This is a genomic window from Paraburkholderia sp. FT54 (genome assembly GCF_031585635.1).
In the GTDB taxonomy this organism is placed as follows: Bacteria; Pseudomonadota; Gammaproteobacteria; order Burkholderiales; family Burkholderiaceae; genus Paraburkholderia.
Genome location: NZ_CP134195.1, coordinates 865,588 through 887,351 on the forward strand (window position 1 = coordinate 865,588; position 21,764 = coordinate 887,351).

Below are 21,764 nucleotides of genomic sequence, written 5' to 3' on the forward strand. Positions count from 1 at the left end.
GAGCGAGCATTGCATGAGCATCATCGACATTTCCGAAGTGAAGCCCGGTTCACACGTGACGCTTCACTACCGGCTTTCCCTTGCCGATGGCGCCGAAGTCATCAATACGTTTAACGACAAGCCCGCCACGCTGCTGCTCGGCGCCGGCCAACTGGCGCCGCCGCTGGAAGACATTTTGCTGGGTTTGAAGGTGGGCCACCATTCGACCTTTCAGCTAGCGCCAGGTCAGGCGTTCGGTCCCCGCAATCCGGAACTGATCCAGCGCGTGTCGCTGGCCACACTGCGCGAAAACAGCATGATCGGCGAGGATTTTTCGCCGGGCGACCTGGTCGAATTCAACGCGCCAGGCGGCGGCCGCTACGCCGGCGTCCTGAAGGAAGTCGGCGAAACTTCGGCCCTGTTCGATTTCAACCACCCGCTCGCCGGCCAGGCGCTGGCGTTTGAAGTGAAAATCATCGGGATCCTGTAAAAATGAGCACCACGGACACGACTCTTGCTGAAACCGAGATCCTGTTGGCGCAGCCGCGCGGGTTCTGCGCCGGCGTCGACCGGGCGATCGAGATTGTCGAGCGCGCTATCAAACTGCATGGCTCGCCGATCTACGTGCGCCATGAAATCGTCCATAACGCGTACGTCGTCGAGGATCTGCGCAAGAAGGGTGCGATCTTCATCGAGCGGCTGGAAGAAGTGCCGGCCGGCAATACGGTCATTTTCAGTGCGCACGGCGTGTCGAAGGCTGTGCGTTCGGAAGCCGAGTCGCGCGGGCTGCGCGTGTACGACGCTACGTGTCCGCTCGTGACCAAGGTGCATATCGAAGTCGCGAAGATGCGCCAGGACGGCTTCGACATCGTCATGATCGGCCACAAGGGCCATCCTGAAGTCGAAGGCACGATGGGCCAGGCGGGCGAGGGCATGCATCTGGTGGAAGACATCGAAGACGTGCAGGCCTTGCAACTGGCCGACCCCGAGCGGATCGCCTTCGTCACGCAAACCACGCTGTCGGTCGACGACGCCGCCGAGATCATCGGCGCCCTGAAGGCCAAATACCCGTCCATCCGCGAACCGAAGAAGCAGGACATCTGCTACGCCACACAAAACCGCCAGGACGCGGTGAAGTTCATGGCGCCCCAGTGCGACGTCGTGATCGTGGTCGGCAGCCCGAATAGTTCGAACTCCAACCGGCTGCGCGAACTGGCCGAAAAGCTCGGCGTACCGGCCTATATGGTGGATTCGCCCGATCAGATCGATCCGGTCTGGGTCGAAGGCAAGCGCCGCATCGGTGTGACGGCCGGCGCCTCGGCGCCGGAGGTGCTGGCGCAGGCGGTGATTGGCCGGTTGCGTGAGCTTGGCGTGCGCAACGTACGTGCGCTGGACGGCATCGAGGAAAACATAGCGTTTCCGTTGCCACGAGGACTGGGTCTTCCAGCCTGACAATCCGCTGACCGCAGAAAGAAAAGCGCGCCGCCGGCGCGCTTTTTTTATATCCAAACTTTATCAAGCTCATGGTAAATAAAGTGCCAGATCATTAAAAAGAAGCGATTTTGGTGTTCTCTCGCACAAATTTCTTTGAAATGTGATCCGGCTTTTTATAGATTTATAAGTGATGCGTCCCCGTTTTATTAGACTTATAGCGGCCTGAACGCTTTTGGATGCACTATGCTAGTGCATACGTCTCAATATTGAAGGAAACGTAATACTTAACGCGAAGCACGGTGCAATCGGGCGTCGGGCGAATTTGCTGCAACACTTGATGCTATTGGGTGCAGCGGTGGTGCAACTGATGCACGAAAAACAATCGCAACCGGGTTGCGCCTTTGGGTGGATTTCGCTCTCAAAAGAAGGTTGCAATGCAGGAAAACCCTGCCGGTTCAACAATATTGCCCGTCGCAAAATTGGAGTTACAATGCGCGCGTTCTCAGGGCCTTAGGCCCCGAACAATAGTTTCTGGAAGGCGCAGGAGACCTACTTAATGCGAGCCAAGTTTGCTTACGCCGTGTCCATCGCGGCCGCGGTTGCGATGTTGACCGCGTGCGGCAAAAAACAGGATGGAGAGGCGGGAGCGGGTGCGTCGGCGGCAATGGCCGCGGCGGCACCGGCGAGCGAAGCGACTATCGTCAAGATCGGTCATGCGGCCCCATTGACGGGGCCCATTGCTCATCTTGGTAAAGACAATGAAAACGGCGCGCGTCTGGCGGTTGATGAAATCAACACGCAGGGTTTGACTATCGACGGCCACAAGATCCAGTTGGAACTCGACGCGCAAGACGACGCCGCGGACCCGAAAACGGGCACGGCGGTCGCCGAAAAATTCGTCGACGATCATGTCGTTGCCGTGGTCGGCCACTTGAATTCGGGCGTCTCGATTCCTGCGTCGAAGATTTATAGCGATGCAGGCATCGTGCAAATCTCGCCGTCGTCGACGAACCCGGGGTACACGCAACAAGGTTTCAAGACGACGTATCGTGTGGTCGCGACCGACGCCCAGCAGGGGCCGGCGCTGGCCAATTACGCAACTAAGGTGCTTAACGCGAAACGCATCGCGATCGTCGACGACTCGAGCGTCTACGGCAAGGGATTGGCAGACGAGTTTGCGAAAGCAGCACAGGCGAGCGGCGCAAGGATCGTTGTGCGCGAAACCACGAATGACAGGGCTACGGAGTTTCAGGCCGTCCTTAGAAAGATCAAGAGTGTTCAGCCGGACGTGATCATGTTCGGCGGCATGGACGCGACGGGCGGGCCGTTTACCAAACAGGCGGCGGCGCTCGGTATCAGGGCAAAAATCCTTGGCGGCGACGGTGTGTGTACCGACAAGGTGGGTGAGCTGGCGGGAACCGCCGTGCAAAACCTGGTCTGTTCGGAGGCAGGACTCGCGCTTTCGAAAATGGACAAGGGAGCGGACTTCGAAAAGAAGTACGTGGACCGCTTCCACACACCGGTGCAGATTTACGCGCCGTTCACGTATGACGCTGTGTACGTGATTGTCGATGCAATGAAGCGCGCTAATTCAATCGAGGCGCCCAAGGTGCTGGCTGCGATGCCGTCGACCGATTACAACGGGGTAATCGGCCACATCGCGTTCGACGACAAGGGTGATTTGAAAGAGAGCGCCATTACGCTTTACGACTTCAAGGACGGCAAGAAAGCAGTTCTCGACGTCGTGAAGATGTGATGACGGGACGTTCAGCCTGACGGCACCGAAACCACCCAACGGTGCCGTTTTTGCATCCGCCCAAGGCAAGCCCGCGACTGTCATCCAGTCGTCAAGGCGAACCGGCGGCGGATAACCCTTACCGGTCTTTTACATCAGTACCCGCAGTGCCGTTGAGATTGGCGTACCGCATCACCGCCCACCGGCTGATGAAGAACGCGAATCCAGTCGCACGGGCTAAGGAGCATTAAATGGATATTTTCATCCAGCAGGTCCTCAACGGGCTGGTGCTTGGCAGCGTTTACGCCATCATCGCACTGGGCTATACGATGGTTTACGGCATCCTGGGCATCATCAACTTCGCTCACGGCGATGTGTTGATGGTGGGCGCGATGGTTGCGCTCTCGGCCATAGGTGTGCTTCAGAACCACTTCCCCGGCCTCGGCAATGTGCCGACGCTGATCATCGCGCTGATCATCGCGGCCATTGTGTGCGCGGCGGTCGGCTACACGATCGAGCGCGTGGCCTACCGGCCGTTGCGTAAAGCGCCGCGTCTCGCGCCGCTGATCACCGCCATCGGCGTGTCGATCCTGCTGCAGACGCTGGCCATGATGATCTGGTCGCGCAACCCGCTGCCGTTCCCGCAGCTGCTGCCCACCGACCCGCTCAACGTGATCAAGGCCACCGACACGACGCCTGGCGCCGTGATCTCGATGACTGAAATCGTGATCATCGTGGTGGCGTTCCTCGTGATGGGCGGTCTGCTGCTGCTCGTGCACAAGACCAAGCTCGGCCGCGCCATGCGGGCGATCGCTGAAAACCCGGGCAACGCCTCGCTGATGGGCGTGAACCCGAACTTCGTGATCTCGGCCACCTTCATGATCGGCTCGGCGCTCGCCGCACTGGCCGGCGTGATGATCGCGTCCGAATACGGCAACGCACACTTCTACATGGGCTTCATCCCCGGCCTGAAGGCCTTTACCGCAGCGGTGCTGGGCGGGATCGGCAACCTCGGCGGCGCGATGGTGGGCGGTGTCATTCTGGGTCTGATCGAGCAGTTGGGCGCCGGCTACATCGGCAACCTCACGGGCGGTGTGTTCGGTAGTAACTATCAGGACGTGTTCGCCTTCATCGTGCTGATCATCGTGCTGGTGTTCCGTCCGTCGGGCCTGCTCGGCGAACGCGTTGCGGATCGCGCCTGATCCCTGGGAGAAAGCAAACATGACCTCAATTCAACCGATCGAGCCGTCCACGACGCTCATCCCTGAAAAGAACCTGACGAAGACGCTGACCGTCGGCATCATCACCGCGATCTTCGTGATCGCGGCGCCGATGATCATCGGCACGGCCGGCGGCAACTACTGGGTCCGCGTGCTCGACTTCGCGATGCTGTACGTGATGCTCGCGCTCGGCCTCAATGTAGTGGTCGGCTTTGCCGGCCTGCTGGACTTGGGCTACATCGCGTTCTACGCGGTCGGCGCCTATACGGCCGCGCTGCTGAGCTCGCCGCACCTGTCCTCGCAGTTCGAGTGGATCGCGCATCTCGCGCCGAATGGCCTGCACGTGCCGTTCCTGATCATCGTGCCCTGCGCGATGGCCATCGCCGCGTTCTTCGGCGTGATTCTCGGCGCCCCGACGCTGCGTCTGCGAGGCGACTATCTCGCCATCGTGACGTTGGGCTTCGGGGAAATCGTGCGGATCTTCCTGAACAACCTCGACCGTCCGGTGAACATCACCAACGGCCCGAAGGGCATTACCGCGATCGACCCGGTGCATGTCGGCGACTTCAGTCTTGCGCAGACCCACTCGCTGTTCGGCTTCCAGTTCCCGTCGGTGTACTCGTATTACTACCTGTTCGTGCTGGCCGCGCTGCTGGTGATCTGGGTGTGTACGCGTTTGCAGCACTCGCGTATCGGGCGTGCATGGGCCGCGATCCGCGAGGACGAAATCGCCGCCAAGGCGATGGGCATCAACACCCGTAACGTGAAGCTGCTGGCGTTTGCGATGGGCGCGTCGTTCGGCGGCCTGTCGGGCGCGATGTTCGGCGCGTTCCAGGGCTTCGTGTCGCCGGAATCGTTCACGCTGCCGGAGTCGATCGTCGTGCTGGCGTGCGTGGTGCTGGGCGGCATGGGCCACATTCCGGGCGTGATTCTCGGCGCGGTGCTGCTTGCGGTGCTGCCGGAATTCCTGCGCTCGACGATGGGTCCGTTGCAGAACATGGTCTTCGGCCATGAGATCGTCGATACGGAAGTGATCCGTCAGCTGGTCTACGCACTCGCGATGGTGCTGATCATGCTGTACCGCTCGGAAGGCTTGTGGCCGTCGCCCAAGCACGAAGACAAGATCGCGAAACTGTCGAAGCGTGGCGGCAAGAAGCCGGTACGCGCGTAAAGCACCGAGGGAGAAAAAGATGAGCGACAACATTCGACTGTCGGTGAAAGGCGTCAACAAACGCTTCGGCGGTTTGCAGGCACTGTCCGATGTCGGGCTTGAGATCAAGGAAGGCACGATCTACGGTCTGATCGGCCCGAACGGCGCCGGCAAGACGACGTTCTTCAACGTGATCACGGGTTTGTACACGCCGGATTCGGGCGACTTCAAGCTGGACGGCGAGAACTACACGCCGACCGCGGTATATCAGGTGGCGAAGGCGGGCATCGCGCGCACATTCCAGAACATCCGTCTGTTCGGCGGTATGACGGCGCTGGAAAACGTGATGGTTGGACGTCATGTGCGCACGAAACACGGCCTGATCGGCGCGGTGTTCCAGACGCCGGCCGAGCGCAAGGAAGAGCGTGAGATCAAGGAACGCGCGATCGAACTGCTGGAGTACGTCGGCATTGCGCAGTACGCGGACTATACGTCGCGCAACCTGTCGTACGGTCACCAGCGGCGTCTGGAGATCGCCCGCGCGTTGGCAACGGATCCGAAGCTGCTCGCGCTGGACGAACCGGCGGCCGGCATGAACGCGACGGAAAAGGTCGAGCTGACCAAGCTGCTCGACAAGATCCGCGCGGACGGCAAGACGATCCTGCTGATCGAACACGACGTGAAACTGGTGATGGGTCTGTGCAACCAGATGACGGTGCTCGACTACGGCAAGGTGATTGCACAAGGTCTGCCGCACGACGTGCAGAAGGATCCGAAAGTGATCGAAGCTTATCTGGGTGCGGGGGTCCACTAATGGCAACGGCAATGTTGAAAATCAAGGGCCTGCAGGTCAATTACGGCGGCATCCAGGCAGTCAAGGGGATCGACCTCGAGGTCGCGCAGGGAGAGCTGGTCACGCTGATCGGCGCGAACGGCGCGGGCAAGACCACGACGATGAAGGCGATCACGGGTTTGAAGCCGTATTCGATCGGCGACATCGAGTACATGGGCGAGTCGATCAAGGGCGTGCCGCCGCATCTGCTGCTCAAGCGGGGTCTCGCGATGGTGCCGGAAGGCCGCGGCATTTTCGCGCGCATGTCGATCGTCGAGAACATGCAGATGGGTGCTTATCTGCGTACCGACACCGAGGGCATCAAGGCGGACGTCGATCGCATGTTCGGCTTTTTCCCGCGTCTGAAGGAACGTGCGACGCAATACGCGGGCACGCTCTCGGGCGGCGAACAGCAGATGCTGGCGATGGCGCGCGCGATCATCTCGCGTCCCAAGCTGTTGCTGCTGGACGAACCGTCGATGGGTCTGTCGCCGATCATGGTCGAGAAGATCTTCGAAGTGGTGCGGGCGATCTCGGCTGAAGGCATGACCGTGCTGCTGGTCGAGCAGAACGCGCGTCTGGCGCTGCAGGCGGCGAATCGCGGCTACGTGATGGACTCGGGTCTGGTCACGATGTCGGGCGACGCGAAGCAGATGCTGGATGATCCGAAGGTGCGGGCGGCTTATCTGGGTGAATAAGTTGGGCGAATAAGCCCGCTTGGTTGGCTCCGTACGAAAAAGGCCGCATGCGCTTAGAAACGCATGCGGCCTTTGTCTATTCGACGTGACGCTTTAAACAGCGGGCACCGGGTCCGCCAATTCACCGAGACGCTTGCCGAGACTGACCACCGCATCGGCGCGATAACCGAGCGCCTCGTAAAACGCACGGACGTCGGCCTTCGCGGACAGCACCTGCAGATTCAGCTTCGGGCAGCCACGCTCCGTCAGTGCTTTTTCGACATGCGCGACGAGACGCGTGCCGATCCCATGACGACGCAGCGACTCATCCACCGCGAGCGAATACAGCCAGCCGCGGTGGCCGTCGTAGCCGCCCATCACCGTGCCGGCGATCCGCTCGCCGAGCACCGCGACAAAGAACAGTTCCGGCTGCGTCGCCAGCTTGTTGGCGATCGACAGATGCGGATTGCGCTGCGGCCTCGTCACGTCCCGGTACTCGGGGAAGGCCTCCTGCCACAGTGCGATTACAGCATCGGTGTCGCTCGCTTCGAAGCGGCGGATCGATAGCGTTGCGCTCGTCGTCATACGCGCGGTCCTGTTCGCTTACAGCGTGTCGAGGATCGAACGCAGCATTGCCATCATCTGGTCGATTTCTTCGTTCGTCACGTTCAGCGCCGGCATGAAGCGCAGCAGGTTCGGACGCGCCGCGTTCAGCAACAGGCCGTCGGGCTGCATGTCGCGCGCCTTTTCGACGATCTGGTTGCCGATATCCTTGCCGAGCAGCAGCGCGCGCAGCAGGCCTTCACCGCGCTCGCCCTTGAAGCCGCGCTCTTCCGACAACTCCAGCAGCTTCGCGCGCAGATACTCGCCGCGCGCCCGCACGCCTTCGAGGAAACCCGGCGCCGTGAGTTGCGAGATCACCGAGTAGCCGACCGCGGTCATCAGCGGATTGCCGTTGTAGGTGCCGCCCTGATCGCCCGCTTCGAACACGGCGATCTCCGCTTTCGCGAGCAGCGCCGCGAGCGGTACGCCACCGCCGATGCCCTTGCCGAGCGTCATGATGTCCGGCTCGATGCCCGACAGTTCGTACGCGAACAACGTGCCGGCACGGCCGCAGCCGCTTTGCACTTCGTCGACGATCAGCAGCAAATTGTGCTTTCTGGTCAGCTCACGCAGTTGCTGCATGAACTCGCGCGTGGCGGGAATCACGCCGCCTTCGCCCTGGATCGGTTCGAGCATCACGGCGACGGTCTTCGCGTTGATGAGCTTTTCCACCGACGCGATGTCGTTCAAATCCGCCTTCGGGAAGCCCGGCACTTGCGGTGCGTAGATCGTGTCCCAGCCCGGCTTGCCGCTCGCCGACATGGTGGCGAGGGTGCGCCCGTGGAAGCTGTGATCGAACGTGATGATCTCGAACGCGCCGTCCTTGAACTTCTTGCCCCACTTGCGCGCGAGCTTGATCGCGCCTTCGTTGGCTTCGGCCCCGCTGTTCGCGAAGAACACCTTGTCGAAGCAGCTGTGTTGCGTGAGCAGGCCGGCGAGTTGCGCCATCGGCTGGTTGTAGAAGGCCGGCGACGGGTTGATCAGCAATTGCGCCTGTTTGTTCAGCGCTTCGATCATGCCGTCGTTGCAATGGCCGAGGCTGTTGACCGCCCAGCCCTGGATGAAGTCCAGATATCGCTTGCCGTTATTGTCATAGAGCCACGAGCCTTTGCCGTGCGTGAAAACGATTTCGGGCCGGTTCGTGATGTACATCAGCGACTCGATCGGATACTCATTGAAATTCATGACGGCAGGCTCCAGACAGCGGGGGTGAAGGGTGGATGAAGATTGGCCAACTACAGGACAGGGACCGGAAAAACAGAAAAGCCACGGCATGCCGTGGCTTTCATGATTCGAACAGCGTGCGCCTTTGTGTGGCGCGAATCCGTGACGAAGCCAGCGGCGTCCCTAGGGAAGCGGCGAGCGGCGACGTCGAAGTTCGGAGTGGATGCGGTTCATGCGCGAAAGAATACGACAAGGAAAGCGCCGGTGTAAACCATGAATTTGCGTTGGACGGATATTTTTGTCCGCAGCGTAAGTTCGTGCGCTTGCCGAGTATGAGATGTCCGGCTGACTAAAATGTGACGGCGGTCGTTTAAACCGCTTGTCCGGCGGGTAGTGCAGGTCACGAAGAATGGCCGCCGGAAATGCAAATGGGCGCTCAACTGAGCGCCCATTCTGAATCAGGAAGCCGGGGGTCCGCCCATCCGAAGATAGCTGCCGACGCTGATCCCGACTTATCGCCAACAATTCTAAAATCCAGGGAGGCCCACGTCAATGGACCACCTCACAGACCAGGAAATTTCAGCGGTTGCAACGCTGCTTTCCGGAGAACGCCTGAGTACTTTTCACGCGATGGCGGGCACGACTCGCGCGGCCGTTGCACTTCATCAACAGATGCTGCAACTCGCCGGATCGTTGATGAGCGTGACGGCGGTCGTCGAAATAGCGCTGCGCAATGCGGTGTGCGATCGGCTGAGCGATTACTTTGGCGTAGACGGCTGGTTGCGTCGCCCACCCGCGTCGTTCGTTTGGAAAGTTGAGGAGCGGAGCAAGATAGAAGCGGCGGTGCGCGGAGCGCAACGCGCGGCGTATGCCAAGCTAACGCTTTCTGAGAAGCTCGCGCTCGATCAAACCGCGTTCCGTCGCGGCGTGCCAGTGGGCCTGGACTATGAGCATCGGGTCGACGCGCGGCAAAAAGCGATCGCCGTTCGAAGTGGCCAAGTGATTAGTCAACTCACGCTGTACTTCTGGAAGCGCCTCTTTTCCCGCGACTACGAACAGACACTCTGGAAACCGGCGCTAAAGCGCATTTTCCCGGAAAAGCGGATCGACAGGTCCGCGGTTGCCGTTCAGCGTGAGCGCATTTACCAGACACGCAATCGCGTTGCACACCATGAACCTGTGTATGGTTACAGGCTGTTCGATACATTGAACGCGGTGGATTTTCTGGCTTCGAATCTGGGCGCGGCTGGCAGCGATGGCTGCACCGCATTGCATAAAATGCTGCAGTCCGAACATGCCGCGCTTGAGAATCAGGCGCACGTGCTTCAGCGCAGAATTGAGACTTGCGCCGGAGCGAATCATCAATGCACGAAGCGCGGCCATCTGCCTTGCCGCGCTTCCAGAAGTGCGCATGGCGAGCATCGACGGGTCCACGACGACGCCTTTCCCATCAAACCGCGTTCGCCAGATCCGCTGCGCTCGTGAACGAATCCGCGTAGAACTCGTCTTCCGGCAGACCGTGATGCTGCGTGAAATCGCGCTGCGCCGACTCGACCATCACCGGCGCGCCGCACGCATACACCTGATACGCCGACAGATCCGGCAAGTCCTCGATCACCGCGCGATGCACGAAGCCGACGCGGCCCGTCCATGCGTCGCCCGCGTCCGGCTCCGACAGCACCGGCACGAACTTGAAATTCGGAATCTCGCGCGCCCATTGTTCGGCCAGTTCGAGCAGATACAGATCCTTCTTGCGGCGTGCGCCCCAGTAGAGCGTCATTGGCCGGTTCAGGTTCTTGAACACCGCGTGTTCGACGATCGCCTTCAGCGGCGCGAAGCCCGTACCCGATGCAAGCAGCACGATCGGCTTATCCGAATCTTCGCGCAGGAAGAACGTGCCGAGCGGCGCCTCGAAGCGCAGGATGTCACGCTCCTTCATGGTGTTGAACACGTGATCGGTGAAGGCGCCACCGGGCATGTGACGGATGTGCAATTCGACCGGGCCTTCCGTGTGCGGCGCGTTCGCCATCGAATAGCTGCGGCGCTTGCCGTCTTTCAGAATGAATTCCAGGTACTGGCCGGCGAGATATTGCAGACGCTCGTTGGCGGGCAATTGCAGCTTCAGCACGATGACGTCGTCGGCCTTGCGTTCGATCGCGTTCACGCGGCACGGCAGTTTCTTGACCTGCACGTCGCCGACGCCGGCCACTTCGCGGATATCCACTTCGAGATCGGTGCAGGCGGTCGCGCAGCAGAAGAGCGCCATGCCGCGCGTCTTTTCGTCGTTCGACAAAGCCGACGACGAATGCGCACGCTGCTCGATTTCCCCGCTGACCACCGTGCCCTTGCACGAGCCGCAGGCGCCGTTCTTGCAGCCGTACGGCAGGCCGATGCCCTGGCGCAAGGCGGCGCTCAGCACCGGTTCGTCCTGTTCTACCTGAAACTGCCGGCCGCTTTGCCGGAGCGTGACGTTAAATGCCATAAAGTATTCGAAATCGAAAAGTCGGTAATCGTTATCGGACCTGCCGTATCAACCACGCGGTGCCTTCCGCGCATGACGGCTACAATGCGTCCACCATGAAAGCGACACGAAACTTCCGCCGGCCGCGCGTGTTGATCGTAGGTTGCGGCGATGTCGGCATGCGCTGCGTGCCCTTGCTGCGGCCGCGCGCGCATGTCTTCGCGCTGACCAGCCATGCCGGGCGCTGCGCCGAATTGCGCGCGGCGGGCGTCACGCCGCTGGTCGGCGATCTCGATGTGCGCCGCAGCCTGAAACGGCTCGCGGGCCTCGCGCCGACGGTGCTGCATCTCGCTCCACCGCAGAAAACCGGCGACGACGACCGCCGAACCCGCGCCTTGCTCGCTACGCTGGGCGCGCGCCGCGCTTCAACGCGGGCCGCCGTGGCGCCTGCAGTCTCGCCGGCAGGGCGGTTGCGCCACCTTCGTGCCTCGTGGGCGGAATCTGGAACAGCCGATATTGTACCCGACGGGGTGCGCCGGACCGCCCGTTCGCGCGCGCCCGTGCGCCTCGTGTACGCGAGCACGACGGGCGTCTATGGCGACTGCGGCGGCGCGTGGATCGACGAGACGCGCGCAACGCAAGCAGCCAATGCGCGCGCCAGGCGCCGTGTCTCGGCCGAACGGCAATTGCGGCGCGCGACCGCGCGCGGCAGCGTCGCGGCCAGTATCGCGCGGATTCCCGGCATTTACGCGGGCAACCGTCTGCCGCTTGCGCGGCTCGACAAGCGCACGCCGGCCTTGATCGATGCCGACGACGTCTACACCAACCACATTCATGCCGACGACCTGGCCGCGATCCTTGTGCGCCTTGCCACGCACGGGCGGCCGGGACGCGTGGTCCATGCGTCCGACGATTCGTCGCTGAAAATGGGTGAGTACTTCGACGAGGTCGCCGACGCGTTCGGCCTCCCGCGTGCGCCACGCATTACGCGGGCCGAAGCGGAGTTGCAGATCGCCCCGACCTTGCTGTCGTTCATGCGTGAGTCGAGGCGGCTCGTGAACCGGCGGCTCAAAGAGGAATTGCGCGTGCGCTTGCGGTATCCGAGCGTCGAAGGTTTTTTGCGTGAAGGCGTGAAAAGGTAGGCGGAAGGGTCACGCTTGAACCCTTCCCACGCAGCGCAAAACCCAAGTCCAAAAGCGCGGCAAAAAGCCAACGCCCCGAGCATCGCCCGGACAATCCCACCCGCGCCGCGCTCCACTGCATCAGCGCCACGCGGCCTCGCGAGACCTACGTCAGCGCGGGCAATGCTTCCAGCAGCAGGAAGCACAGCATTGCGCCGATCAACGCGCCGATCAGGTTCGGATGATATTTGTGCCGCAGCCGCATCACGACCAGCAATCCGCCGATCAGGACCACGCTCAAGCACACAAAAGCAATCATCACGGACCAGATCTGGAAACCGTGGTGGATGACCATGGCGCCCCTCCTTGAACTCTTTGTAGTCTTTGTTTAAACGAGTATAGGGCGAGGTGTAAGGAAGATCATGCTGCGACGCAGCGCTCGAGCGAGGCGCCGCCCGGGCTATGTGCGCGGCCGCTCATGCGGTTTCCTGCTGCATCAAGGCCTTAAAGGGGCGCTACCGGTTTACCCGCTCCGTAAAGATCCGAGGTCGGTTTCGTCAAGCCATTGCCACGCGCCTGACGCAAGCGTTCCGGGCAAGGCGAGTCCGCCGATCCGCTCGCGATGCAGCGTTTCGCAGCGGTTGCCGGCTGCCGCGATCATCCGCTTGACCTGGTGATACTTGCCTTCCATCACGGTGAGCGCGAGTGAGTGATCGCCGCGCGCCTGTGCGTCGACTGCGGCTATCGGTTTGGGCTCGCCGTGCAGCAGCACGCCATCGCGCAGTGCGCCCAATTGCGCGTCGTCGATCGGATGGCGTGTGGTCGCGACATACACCTTCGGCACTTTGCGTTTCGGCGACGTGAACAGGTGGACGAACTTGCCGTCGTCGGAGAGCAGCAGCAGGCCGGTCGTGTCCTGGTCGAGCCGGCCCACGCACTGCACGCCGCGCTCGGCGAACTGCGGCGGCAACAGGCTGAATACGCTCAGGTGATGCTGCGGATCGCGCGAACACTCATAGCCCGCGGGCTTGTTCAGCAGCAGATAGGCATGCTCGCGATACGGCCAGACGACGCCGTCCACAGTGAAGGAGAAGGTGGTGTCGGCGGTGGGGAAATCGGCGTCGGCATCGGTGCAGACTGCGCCGCCGATGCTCACGCGCGCGTCGGCGATCAACGCGCGGCATTGACGGCGCGAGCCGAAACCTTGAGTGAAGAGAATGCTTTCGAGATTCATGGCGAGCGAAGAATAACACCGCAAGAAGCGGAGCGCCCCGCGTCGCGAGTCGGACCACGATGAACTTTTCATGTCCCGTCGCAGGAGTTCGTCGATGCACGCTACATCCTCCACGTTATCTGCACACCGACTGCCGGCCGCCTTTCAGCGACTCGCGTGGTCGAACCTGGTCGCGCAATCCGCCGAGCAGATCAGCCTCGCCGCCGCGCCGCTCGTCGCGGTCTTCGCACTCGGCGCCGACGCGCGCGACACGGGTCTGTTGCAGACCGCGCAGACGCTGCCGTTCCTGTTGCTGTCGATCCCGCTCGGCGTCTGGGCCGACCGCCGTTCACGCCGCACGTTGATGACGCTCGCCGAAAGCGTGCGCGTCATCGCCATGCTGTGCGTGCTGCTGCTCGTGATGACACATGCGTTGAGCCTGCCGCTGCTCGCCGCGCTCGGCTTCATTGCCGCGACCGGCACGGTGGCCTACAACGTCGCGGCGCCTTCGCTGGTGCCCGCGCTCGTGCCGCGCGAAGCGTACGCCAGCGCGAACAGCCGACTGGAACTCGCGCGCAGCGTCGCGTATTCCGCGGGGCCGGCGCTCGGCGGGTTGCTGGTCGGCTGGATCGGCGCGGGTTGGGCGTATGGCTGTGCGGCCGCGCTGTCGGCGTTGGCCGTCGCGTTGCTGGCGGGCTTGCGCGAACCGGCGCGCACTGCAGTGCCGCAACGTCACTTCATGCTGGAACTGCGCGACGGTACGCGTTTCGTGCTGCGCGATGCGCTGCTGCGTCCCATGCTCGCGACCGCGGTGTTTTTCAATCTTGGCTTCTTCGTGCTGCAAGCGGTGTATGTGCCGTACGCGGTGCATCGGCTGGGTCTGAGCGCGTCGGCGATCGGAGTGACGCTCGGCGCCTACGGTGTCGGCATGGTGTGCGGCGCGCTCGCCGCGCCCGCCATCGCGCGACGCCTCGTCTTCGGCCGCGTGTTGATCATCGGACCGTCGTGCGGATTGCTCGCATCGCTCGTGATGGTGGCGACGCTCGCCGCGCCGTCGTTCTGGCTGGCGATGCTGAGCTTCTTCCTGCTCGGCGCCGGACCGATTCTGTGGGTGGTCGGCTCGACCACGCTGCGCCAGGCCATCACGCCCGAACGGATGATGGGCCGCGTCTCCGCGCTCAACAGCACGGCCACCTACGGCGCGCGGCCGCTCGGCGCATTGCTCGGCGCGGCGATCAGCGCGCGGTGGGGCATGGACGCGTGTCTGGTCGCGGCGGCGGCCGCCTTCCTCGTGCAGGCGTTGATCATCGTGATGTCGCCGGCGGCACGGCTGGCTGGCATTCCTGAGCAAAGCGCTGCGGCTTGCTGAAAACAGATTTTCAAGAAGCCGGGTCGGCGTGCGATGGAGATGCGTCGGTTGAGCGCTGGTCGTCGGTGAAAACCCTCGAAAATGAAAATGAATTTTTTTCTGAGAGATTTCCGTGTAAATATACTTTCATTCATTTTCATTACGCCCCGGGCACCGCGCCCTCGCTCGCATGATTCATCAACCGCCCGTTGCTTCCAGTCCCGCCGAGCAGGCCATCGCCGCGCGTATCGCCGCGGCCATGCCGACCCTCACACCGATTCATCGGCGCATGGGCGACTACGTGCTGGCCAATCTGTTTCGCGCGGCGACCATGCGAATCGACGAATTGGCCAGCGTGGTCGACGCCTCGGTGGCGACGGCGAATCGCTTCGCCCGCGCGCTCGGTTTCGACGGCTACCCGCAGTTTCGTGAAGCGCTGGTGCGCGGCTTCGAAGCGACGCTTGCGCCGGTCGAGCGCTTGCGCAGTGCGCAGGAGTCGCTCGCAGCCGGCGACGATGTGGTGGACGCATCGCTCGAACAGGCCGCCAACAATCTGCACGCCACTCGCACGGCGATCGACAGCGCCGCGGCCGAAGCCGCCGTCGAAGCGATCATCGCCGCGCGCCGCGTGTTCGTGCTCGGCTACGGCGCCAGCGCGTTTCTCGCAGGACTCATGGAACACGGCCTGATGCCGTATCACGACAACGTGCAGTCGCTCGCGCTGATGGGCGGACCGTCGCACGCCGGGCGGCGTCTGGTCGCTTCCAACGAGCACGATCTGCTCATCGGCATCGCCTTTCCACGTTACGTCGAAGACACCATCGAACTCGCGCGACGCGCGGCAGGCCGTGGCGCTCGCGTGCTCGCGCTCACCGACAGCCCGCGCTCGCCGCTCGCGCAATTCGCCGATCTTTCGCTCTACATCCGCGCGGACCGGCGGCTCGCGGCGAATGCCGATTCGGCCGTGCTCGCGGTGATCGAAGCGCTGTGCGACGCGGTGGCGTATCGGGCCAAACGCTCGGTGAAGGCCGCCGCCGAAGTCAGCGAATTCGTGTTGCCGTGGCTCGTGGACCCGCGGGCCGAAGCGGCCGGCACGAACGAGCGGCCCGCGCGCAGCGCGACCCGAACCACCCGAAAACCTCGCACTACGAAAACCAAACGATGAACTCCAACGCAGTGATTGCCATTCATGGCGGGGCAGGGACGATCCTGCGCACGTCGATGTCGGCCAGCGCCGAAGCCGAATACCACGCCGCCTTGCATGCGGTGCTGAGCGCCGGGCAACGTGTGCTCGCCGACGGCGGCAGCGCCCTCGACGCCGTGAGCGAAGCCGTGCGCCTGCTCGAAGATTGTCCGCTTTTCAACGCGGGCCACGGCGCGGTCTACACGGCGGCCGGCACGCACGAACTCGACGCGGCGATCATGGACGGCAGCACGCTCGAAGCCGGCGCGATCTGTTGTGTGAAGCGCGTGCGCAATCCGATTCTGGCGGCGCGCCGCGTGCTCGAACGCAGCGAGCATGTGTTATTCACCGGCGAAGGCGCGGAAGCGTTCGCCGCCGCGCAAGGACTCGAATTCGCCGAGCCGGCGTATTTCCATACCGAAGCGCGCCATCGTCAATGGCTGATCGCGCGCGGTCAGCAGCGGGCCATGCTCGATCACGATGGAGCGACGCTCTCCGCCGCGCCGTCTCCGAGTGACGACGACCCGGTGCCGCACGAACCGATCGATCCGAACCGCAAGTTCGGCACCGTCGGCGCGGTCGCGCTCGATCAACACGGCCATGTGGCGGCGGCGACCTCGACCGGCGGCGTCACCAACAAGCAGGTTGGCCGGGTCGGCGATACGCCGCTGATCGGCGCGGGCTGCTATGCGGACGACGCGACCTGCGCGGTCTCGACCACCGGCTCAGGCGAAATGTTCATGCGCATGGTCGCGGCCTACGACGTCGCGGCGCAAATGGCTTACCGCAATGTGTCGCTGCAGGAAGCGGCCGACGACGTGGTGATGAACCGCTTGCCGAAGATCGGCGGACGCGGTGGCCTGATCGCGGTCGACGCGCGCGGCAACGTCACGCTGCCTTTCAATACCGAAGGCATGTATCGCGGCTTTGCGCGGCTCGGCGAAGCGCCGGTGACGGCGATTTACCGCTAGTCCGTCTGCCGCCAGTCGCCTGAACCCTTGCCTGAATTTTCGCTAGCAGCGTTCGAATCCAAAGGAACCACCGTGCCGACTTCATCGCACACTGCCCGCCCGCTTATCGAAACCTTGCCGCCGCAACGCGTGCTCGCGGTCGACGATCTGTCGGTCGCCTTCCGCAGCGGCGACACCACGTTCAACGCGGTGCGCCATCTCTCGCTGACGGTCGAGCGCGGCGAGACGCTGGCGATCGTCGGCGAATCGGGTTCGGGCAAATCGGTGACCTCGCTCGCGTTGATGCGGCTGATCGAGCACGGCGGTGGGCGCCTTGCCGGCGGCAGCATCGCTTTTCGGCGCCGCGACGGCAGCGTGCTCGACCTCGCGAAAGCGTCGTCCGGCACGATGCGTTCGATTCGCGGCGCCGACATCGCGATGATCTTTCAGGAGCCGATGACCTCGCTCAACCCGGTCTTCACGGTGGGCGATCAGATCAGCGAGGCGATTGCCTTGCATCAGGGCAAGAGCCGCTCCGCCGCGCACGCTGAGACGCTGCGCCTGCTCGAACTCGTGCGCATTCCGGAGGCGCGGCGCGTGGCGGCGCGTTTCCCGCATCAACTGTCGGGCGGCATGCGCCAGCGCGTGATGATCGCGATGGCGCTGTCGTGCAAACCCGCCTTGCTGATCGCCGACGAGCCGACCACCGCACTCGACGTGACGATCCAGGCGCAGATCCTGCAATTGATTCGCGGCTTGCAGGACGAGATGAACATGGGCGTGATCTTCATCACGCACGACATGGGCGTGGTCGCCGAAGTGGCGGACCGCGTGCTGGTGATGTATCGCGGCGAGAAGGTGGAAGAGGGCGCGTCCGACGCGTTGTTCGCCGCGCCGTCGCATCCTTATACGAAGGCGCTGCTCGCCGCGGTGCCGCGTCTCGGCGCGATGCAAGGCACCGATCAGCCGGCCAAGTTTCCGATCCTGACCGTCGAGCAGGCGAGCTTGAGCGGCACCGACCAGGCCGTGCGTCCCGCTGCCGCCGTCGCCGAAGAAACGCAGCCGCTGGTGCAGGAAACCACGCCGCCGATTCTGCGAGTCCGCGATCTGGTCACGCGCTTTCCGGTGAAGAGCGGACTGTTCGGCCGCTTGACGGGCCGCGTGCATGCGGTGGAAAAAGTCAGCTTCGATTTGCGGCCCGGCGAAACGCTCGCGCTGGTCGGCGAATCGGGTTGCGGCAAATCGACCACGGGGCGCTCGCTGCTGCGTCTCGTCGAAAGTCAAAGCGGGTCGATCGAGTTCAACGGCAAGGAAATCAGCTCGCTGACGGGCCCCGCGTTACAGGCGCTGCGCCGCGATATCCAGTTTATTTTCCAGGATCCGTTCGCCTCGCTGAATCCGCGTCTGACGGTCGGCTTCTCGATCATGGAGCCGCTGCTTGTGCATGGCGTCGCGCAGGGCGCAGAAGCGCAAGCGCGCGTGGCATGGCTGCTCGAAAAAGTCGGCTTGCCGCCCGAAGCCGCGCGGCGCTATCCGCACGAATTCTCCGGCGGTCAGCGGCAACGCATCGCGATCGCGCGGGCGCTGGCGCTGAACCCCAAAGTCGTGATCGCCGACGAATCCGTCTCGGCACTCGACGTCTCGGTGCAAGCGCAGATCGTCAACCTGATGCTCGATCTGCAGCGTGAACTCGGTGTCGCGTATCTGTTCATTTCGCACGACATGGCGGTGGTCGAACGCGTCAGTCATCGCGTCGCGGTGATGTATCTCGGGCAGATCGTCGAAATCGGCCCACGCCGCGCGGTGTTCGAAGCGCCGCAGCATTCGTACACGCGCAAGCTAATGGGCGCGGTGCCCGTCGCCGATCCGGCGCGCCGTCACGCCAAACGCATGCTCGCCGCCGACGAGATTCCCAGCCCGATCCGCGCGCTGCACGATGAACCGGTCGTGGCGCCGCTCGTTGCCGTCGGACCGGATCATTTCGTCGCCCAGCATCGCGTGGGCGGCGCGTACTAAAAACCCGTACTAAAAACCTAAAGCAACACGCTTCTTCTCGCAGCATCACAACCTGTTTTCATTTCGCAGCCTGGAGCCAACCTCATGAACCTGCTGGTCCCGTCTTCTCCGTTTCGTTTGCGCGCGCTGGTCAGCGGCGGCGCGGTGGTGTTCGCGATGCTCGCGGGCAATGCGGCGCACGCCGATACCACGGCCGTGATGGCCGTCGCCTCGACCTTCACCACGCTCGATCCGTACGATGCCAACGACACGCTTTCGCAAGCCGTCGCCAAGTCGTTCTATCAAGGACTGTTCGGGTTCGACAAGGACATGAAGCTGGTCAACGTGCTGGCCGATAGCTACGAAGCCAGCCCGGACGCGAAGGTCTACACGTTCAAGCTGCGCCACGGCGTGAAGTTCCAGGACGGCACTGACTTCAACGCGGCCGCAGTGAAGGCGAACTTCGACCGCGTCACGGATCCGGCGAACAAGCTCAAGCGTTACAACATGTTCAACCGTATCGAGAAAACCGAGGTGGTCGATCCGTACACGGTGAAGATCACGCTGAAGGCGCCGTTCTCGGCGTTTGTCAATGTGCTGGCGCATCCTTCGGCGGTGATGATTTCGCCGGACGCGCTGAAGAAGTACGGCAAGGACATCGCGTTCCATCCGGTCGGCACGGGTCCGTTCGAACTGGTGAAATGGGATCCGGCGGGCGATCTGACGGTAAAGAAGTTCGCCGGTTACTGGAAGAAGGGTTACCCGAAAGTCGACGCGATCGACTGGAAGCCGGTGGTCGACAACAACACGCGCGCTGCGCTGATGCGCACCGGCGAAGCGGACTTCGCGTTCCAGGTGCCGTTCGAACAGGCCGCGCAATTGCAGTCGAGCCCGAAGGTGGATCTGATCGCGTCGCCGTCGATCATTCAGCGCTATATCAGCCTGAACGTGAACCAGAAGCCGTTCGACAATCCGAAGGTGCGTGAAGCGCTGAACTACGCGGTCAACAAGGACGCGCTCACCAAGGTCGTGTTCGCCGGTTACGCGACGCCGGCCGACGGCGTGGTGCCGCAAGGCGTCGACTATGCGGTCAAGCAGGGTCCGTGGCCGTACGATCCGGCCAAGGCGCGCGCGTTGCTGAAGGAAGCGGGTTATCCGAACGGTTTCGAAACCACGCTGTGGTCCGCGTATAACTACTCGACCGCGCAGAAGGTGATCCAGTTCGTGCAGCAGCAACTCGCGCAAGTGGGCATCAAGGCGCAGGTCGAAGCGCTCGAGGCGGGTCAACGTGTCGCCAAGGTGGAAAGCGCGCAGGATGCGGCGACGGCGCCGGTCCGTATGTACTACTCGGGCTGGTCGTCGTCGACGGGTGAAGCGGATTGGGCGATCACGCCGCTGCTCGCGTCGGTTTCGTTCCCACCGAAGATGGTCAACACCGCGTACTACAAGAACGACACCGTCGACAGCGATCTGAAGCAGGCGCTCGAAACCACCGACCGCACGAAGAAAGCCGAACTCTACACCGACGCGCAAAAACGCATCTGGACCGACGCGCCGTGGATTTTCCTCGTCAAGGAAAAGGTCGTGTACGCGCGCAGCAAGCGTCTGTCGGGAGCTTATGTGGCGCCGGACGGTTCGTTCAATTTCGACGAGATCGCGATCAAGTGATGAGCTGAGCGTGCGCGCCGGCGTGCCGTTCGTTAGCACGCCGCGCCGCGCGGTCGCCGTGCAGAAGCACAAGATCTTTCGTTGCCCGCATCATTGCCGGATTGGATGTCATGCTGAACTTCCTCGTCAAACGTCTCTTTGGCCTGCTGCCGACGCTCTTCATCGTCGCCGTGCTGGTGTTCCTGTTCGTGCATCTGTTGCCGGGCGATCCGGCGCGGCTCGCCGCCGGTCCCGATGCGGACGAGGCGACAGTCGCGCTGGTGCGTGCCGACCTCGGTCTGAACAAGCCGATGCCGCAGCAGTTCGCCAGCTTCTTCGTGAAGATCGCGCACGGCGACTTCGGCATCTCGACGCGCAGCAAGCGCCCGGTCAGCCAGGAAATCGGCGAGCGCTTCATGCCGACGCTGCTGCTCACGCTCGCCAGCATGGTGTGGGCGGTGGTGCTGGGCATGGGTATCGGCATCGTCTCGGCCGTGTGGCGCAACCGCTGGCCCGACCGGCTCGGTATGACGCTCGCGGTGTCGGGCATTTCGTTTCCCGCGTTCGCGCTCGGCATGCTGCTGATGGAGATTTTTTCGGTGCAGCTCGGCTGGCTGCCGATTGTCGGCGACGGTTCGTGGCAGAGCTACGTGTTGCCGTCGCTCACGCTCGGCGCGGCCGTCGCGGCGGTGATGGCGCGCTTCACGCGTGCTTCGTTCGTCGAAGTGATGAACGAAGATTTCGTGCGGACCGCGCGCGCCAAGGGCGTGCCCGAGCGTCTCGTGATCGTCAAACACTGCCTGCGCAACGCGATGATTCCCGTCATCACGATGATGGGTCTGCAATTCGGCTTTCTGCTGGGTGGTTCGATCGTGGTCGAAGTGGTGTTCAACTGGCCGGGCCTCGGGCGCCTGCTGGTGGATGCCGTATCGATGCGCGACTACCCGGTGATTCAGGCTGAAGTGCTGTTGTTCTCGCTGGAATTCATCATCATCAATCTGGTCGTGGACGTGCTGTACGCCGTGATCAACCCGACCATCCGTTTCAAGTGA

Annotated in this window: 20 protein-coding genes; 15 read left to right on the plus strand and 5 right to left on the minus strand. The window is 62.8% G+C overall.

Annotated elements, in window-relative coordinates:
* Window positions 1–13 precede the first annotated feature (13 nt).
* From RI103_RS04010 to RI103_RS04040, 7 genes are all read left to right on the plus strand, one after another.
* Entirely contained in the window at window positions 14–469 is a 456-nt protein-coding gene (locus tag RI103_RS04010; protein WP_075302429.1) for a peptidylprolyl isomerase, read from the plus strand.
* 2 nt (window positions 470–471) lie between these two features.
* The gene (gene ispH, locus RI103_RS04015) at window positions 472–1,431 is read left to right on the plus strand and encodes a 4-hydroxy-3-methylbut-2-enyl diphosphate reductase (protein ID WP_310814123.1); all 960 of its coding nucleotides are present in this window, start codon (window positions 472–474) and stop codon (window positions 1,429–1,431) included.
* A gap of 538 nt (window positions 1,432–1,969) precedes the next feature.
* The gene (locus RI103_RS04020; protein ID WP_310814124.1) at window positions 1,970–3,169 is read left to right on the plus strand and encodes a branched-chain amino acid ABC transporter substrate-binding protein; all 1,200 of its coding nucleotides are present in this window, start codon (window positions 1,970–1,972) and stop codon (window positions 3,167–3,169) included.
* Between the two features lie 230 nt (window positions 3,170–3,399).
* A complete protein-coding gene (locus RI103_RS04025) occupies window positions 3,400–4,350 on the plus strand; it encodes a branched-chain amino acid ABC transporter permease (protein ID WP_012434109.1) in 951 nt (316 codons plus the stop codon).
* 19 nt (window positions 4,351–4,369) lie between these two features.
* Window positions 4,370–5,539: an ABC transporter permease subunit gene (locus RI103_RS04030; protein ID WP_310814125.1), complete on the plus strand. Its 1,170-nt coding sequence runs from the start codon at window positions 4,370–4,372 to the stop codon at window positions 5,537–5,539.
* A gap of 19 nt (window positions 5,540–5,558) precedes the next feature.
* A complete protein-coding gene (locus RI103_RS04035; protein WP_310814126.1) occupies window positions 5,559–6,332 on the plus strand; it encodes an ABC transporter ATP-binding protein in 774 nt (257 codons plus the stop codon).
* Window positions 6,332–7,048, plus strand: coding sequence for an ABC transporter ATP-binding protein (locus RI103_RS04040; protein ID WP_310814127.1), 717 nt, complete (start codon window positions 6,332–6,334; stop codon window positions 7,046–7,048). The genes RI103_RS04035 and RI103_RS04040 overlap by 1 nt, the downstream gene beginning before the upstream one ends.
* Window positions 7,049–7,141: 93 nt before the next feature.
* On the opposite strand, the gene RI103_RS04045 is transcribed toward RI103_RS04040, so the two are convergent.
* Window positions 7,142–7,612 carry a GNAT family acetyltransferase gene (locus tag RI103_RS04045; protein ID WP_310814128.1) on the minus strand — a complete coding sequence of 157 codons (471 nt, stop codon included), beginning with the start codon at window positions 7,610–7,612 and terminating at the stop codon, window positions 7,142–7,144.
* 18 nt (window positions 7,613–7,630) lie between these two features.
* Window positions 7,631–8,815, minus strand: a complete 1,185-nt coding sequence (locus tag RI103_RS04050) for an acetylornithine transaminase (protein ID WP_310814129.1) — start codon at window positions 8,813–8,815, stop codon at window positions 7,631–7,633.
* A 651-nt stretch (window positions 8,816–9,466) separates the two neighbouring features.
* Here RI103_RS04050 and RI103_RS04055 point away from each other — a divergent pair.
* Window positions 9,467–10,279 carry a hypothetical protein gene (locus RI103_RS04055; protein ID WP_310814130.1) on the plus strand — a complete coding sequence of 271 codons (813 nt, stop codon included), beginning with the start codon at window positions 9,467–9,469 and terminating at the stop codon, window positions 10,277–10,279.
* On the opposite strand, the gene RI103_RS04060 is transcribed toward RI103_RS04055, so the two are convergent.
* On the minus strand, window positions 10,245–11,276 hold the full coding sequence (locus RI103_RS04060; RefSeq protein WP_310814131.1) for a CDP-6-deoxy-delta-3,4-glucoseen reductase: 1,032 nt from the start codon (window positions 11,274–11,276) through the stop codon (window positions 10,245–10,247). The two genes, RI103_RS04055 and RI103_RS04060, sit on opposite strands and share 35 nt — an antisense overlap.
* Before the next feature lie 95 nt (window positions 11,277–11,371).
* Here RI103_RS04060 and RI103_RS04065 point away from each other — a divergent pair, with 95 nt between their 5' ends.
* The gene (locus RI103_RS04065) at window positions 11,372–12,397 is read left to right on the plus strand and encodes an SDR family NAD(P)-dependent oxidoreductase (protein ID WP_310814132.1); all 1,026 of its coding nucleotides are present in this window, start codon (window positions 11,372–11,374) and stop codon (window positions 12,395–12,397) included.
* A 145-nt stretch (window positions 12,398–12,542) separates the two neighbouring features.
* Here the strand turns inward: RI103_RS04065 and RI103_RS04070 are convergent, their stop codons facing one another.
* Window positions 12,543–12,731 (minus strand): hypothetical protein, encoded by a 189-nt coding sequence (locus RI103_RS04070; protein ID WP_310814133.1) that lies wholly within the window; start codon window positions 12,729–12,731, stop codon window positions 12,543–12,545.
* 168 nt (window positions 12,732–12,899) lie between these two features.
* Window positions 12,900–13,610, minus strand: a complete 711-nt coding sequence (locus RI103_RS04075) for a 16S rRNA pseudouridine(516) synthase (protein ID WP_310814134.1) — start codon at window positions 13,608–13,610, stop codon at window positions 12,900–12,902.
* A 94-nt stretch (window positions 13,611–13,704) separates the two neighbouring features.
* Here RI103_RS04075 and RI103_RS04080 point away from each other — a divergent pair, with 94 nt between their 5' ends.
* The 6 genes from RI103_RS04080 to gsiC all read left to right on the plus strand — a co-directional run bounded on the left by RI103_RS04080 (window position 13,705) and on the right by gsiC (window position 21,764).
* Entirely contained in the window at window positions 13,705–14,958 is a 1,254-nt protein-coding gene (locus RI103_RS04080; protein WP_310814135.1) for an MFS transporter, read from the plus strand.
* Window positions 14,959–15,127: 169 nt separating this feature from the next.
* Window positions 15,128–16,102, plus strand: coding sequence for a MurR/RpiR family transcriptional regulator (locus RI103_RS04085; protein ID WP_310814136.1), 975 nt, complete (start codon window positions 15,128–15,130; stop codon window positions 16,100–16,102).
* Entirely contained in the window at window positions 16,099–17,091 is a 993-nt protein-coding gene (locus RI103_RS04090; RefSeq protein ID WP_310814137.1) for an isoaspartyl peptidase/L-asparaginase, read from the plus strand. The genes RI103_RS04085 and RI103_RS04090 overlap by 4 nt, the downstream gene beginning before the upstream one ends.
* Before the next feature lie 72 nt (window positions 17,092–17,163).
* Window positions 17,164–19,086 (plus strand): dipeptide ABC transporter ATP-binding protein, encoded by a 1,923-nt coding sequence (locus RI103_RS04095; protein WP_310814139.1) that lies wholly within the window; start codon window positions 17,164–17,166, stop codon window positions 19,084–19,086.
* Between the two features lie 84 nt (window positions 19,087–19,170).
* On the plus strand, window positions 19,171–20,733 hold the full coding sequence (gsiB, locus tag RI103_RS04100) for a glutathione ABC transporter substrate-binding protein GsiB (RefSeq protein WP_310814140.1): 1,563 nt from the start codon (window positions 19,171–19,173) through the stop codon (window positions 20,731–20,733).
* A 110-nt stretch (window positions 20,734–20,843) separates the two neighbouring features.
* Window positions 20,844–21,764, plus strand: a complete 921-nt coding sequence (gene gsiC / locus RI103_RS04105) for a glutathione ABC transporter permease GsiC (protein WP_310814141.1) — start codon at window positions 20,844–20,846, stop codon at window positions 21,762–21,764.

Excerpts from the sequence above, each read along its gene's own strand:
- RI103_RS04030 (WP_310814125.1), top strand. The coding sequence starts at position 4,370 with ATGACCTCAATTCAACCGATCGAGCCGTCCACGACGCTCATCCCTGAA.
- gsiB (WP_310814140.1), top strand. The coding sequence starts at position 19,171 with ATGAACCTGCTGGTCCCGTCTTCTCCGTTTCGTTTGCGCGCGCTGGTC.
- RI103_RS04055 (WP_310814130.1), top strand. The coding sequence starts at position 9,467 with ATGCTGCAACTCGCCGGATCGTTGATGAGCGTGACGGCGGTCGTCGAA.
- gsiC (WP_310814141.1), top strand. The coding sequence starts at position 20,844 with ATGCTGAACTTCCTCGTCAAACGTCTCTTTGGCCTGCTGCCGACGCTC.
- RI103_RS04025 (WP_012434109.1), top strand. The coding sequence starts at position 3,400 with ATGGATATTTTCATCCAGCAGGTCCTCAACGGGCTGGTGCTTGGCAGC.
- RI103_RS04065 (WP_310814132.1), top strand. The coding sequence starts at position 11,372 with ATGAAAGCGACACGAAACTTCCGCCGGCCGCGCGTGTTGATCGTAGGT.
- RI103_RS04010 (WP_075302429.1), top strand. The coding sequence starts at position 14 with ATGAGCATCATCGACATTTCCGAAGTGAAGCCCGGTTCACACGTGACG.
- ispH (WP_310814123.1), top strand. The coding sequence starts at position 472 with ATGAGCACCACGGACACGACTCTTGCTGAAACCGAGATCCTGTTGGCG.
- RI103_RS04080 (WP_310814135.1), top strand. The coding sequence starts at position 13,705 with ATGCACGCTACATCCTCCACGTTATCTGCACACCGACTGCCGGCCGCC.
- RI103_RS04075 (WP_310814134.1), bottom strand. The coding sequence starts at position 13,610 with ATGAATCTCGAAAGCATTCTCTTCACTCAAGGTTTCGGCTCGCGCCGT.
- RI103_RS04035 (WP_310814126.1), top strand. The coding sequence starts at position 5,559 with ATGAGCGACAACATTCGACTGTCGGTGAAAGGCGTCAACAAACGCTTC.
- RI103_RS04045 (WP_310814128.1), bottom strand. The coding sequence starts at position 7,612 with ATGACGACGAGCGCAACGCTATCGATCCGCCGCTTCGAAGCGAGCGAC.
- RI103_RS04090 (WP_310814137.1), top strand. The coding sequence starts at position 16,099 with ATGAACTCCAACGCAGTGATTGCCATTCATGGCGGGGCAGGGACGATC.
- RI103_RS04050 (WP_310814129.1), bottom strand. The coding sequence starts at position 8,815 with ATGAATTTCAATGAGTATCCGATCGAGTCGCTGATGTACATCACGAAC.
- RI103_RS04020 (WP_310814124.1), top strand. The coding sequence starts at position 1,970 with ATGCGAGCCAAGTTTGCTTACGCCGTGTCCATCGCGGCCGCGGTTGCG.
- RI103_RS04085 (WP_310814136.1), top strand. The coding sequence starts at position 15,128 with ATGATTCATCAACCGCCCGTTGCTTCCAGTCCCGCCGAGCAGGCCATC.
- RI103_RS04040 (WP_310814127.1), top strand. The coding sequence starts at position 6,332 with ATGGCAACGGCAATGTTGAAAATCAAGGGCCTGCAGGTCAATTACGGC.
- RI103_RS04060 (WP_310814131.1), bottom strand. The coding sequence starts at position 11,276 with ATGGCATTTAACGTCACGCTCCGGCAAAGCGGCCGGCAGTTTCAGGTA.
- RI103_RS04070 (WP_310814133.1), bottom strand. The coding sequence starts at position 12,731 with ATGGTCATCCACCACGGTTTCCAGATCTGGTCCGTGATGATTGCTTTT.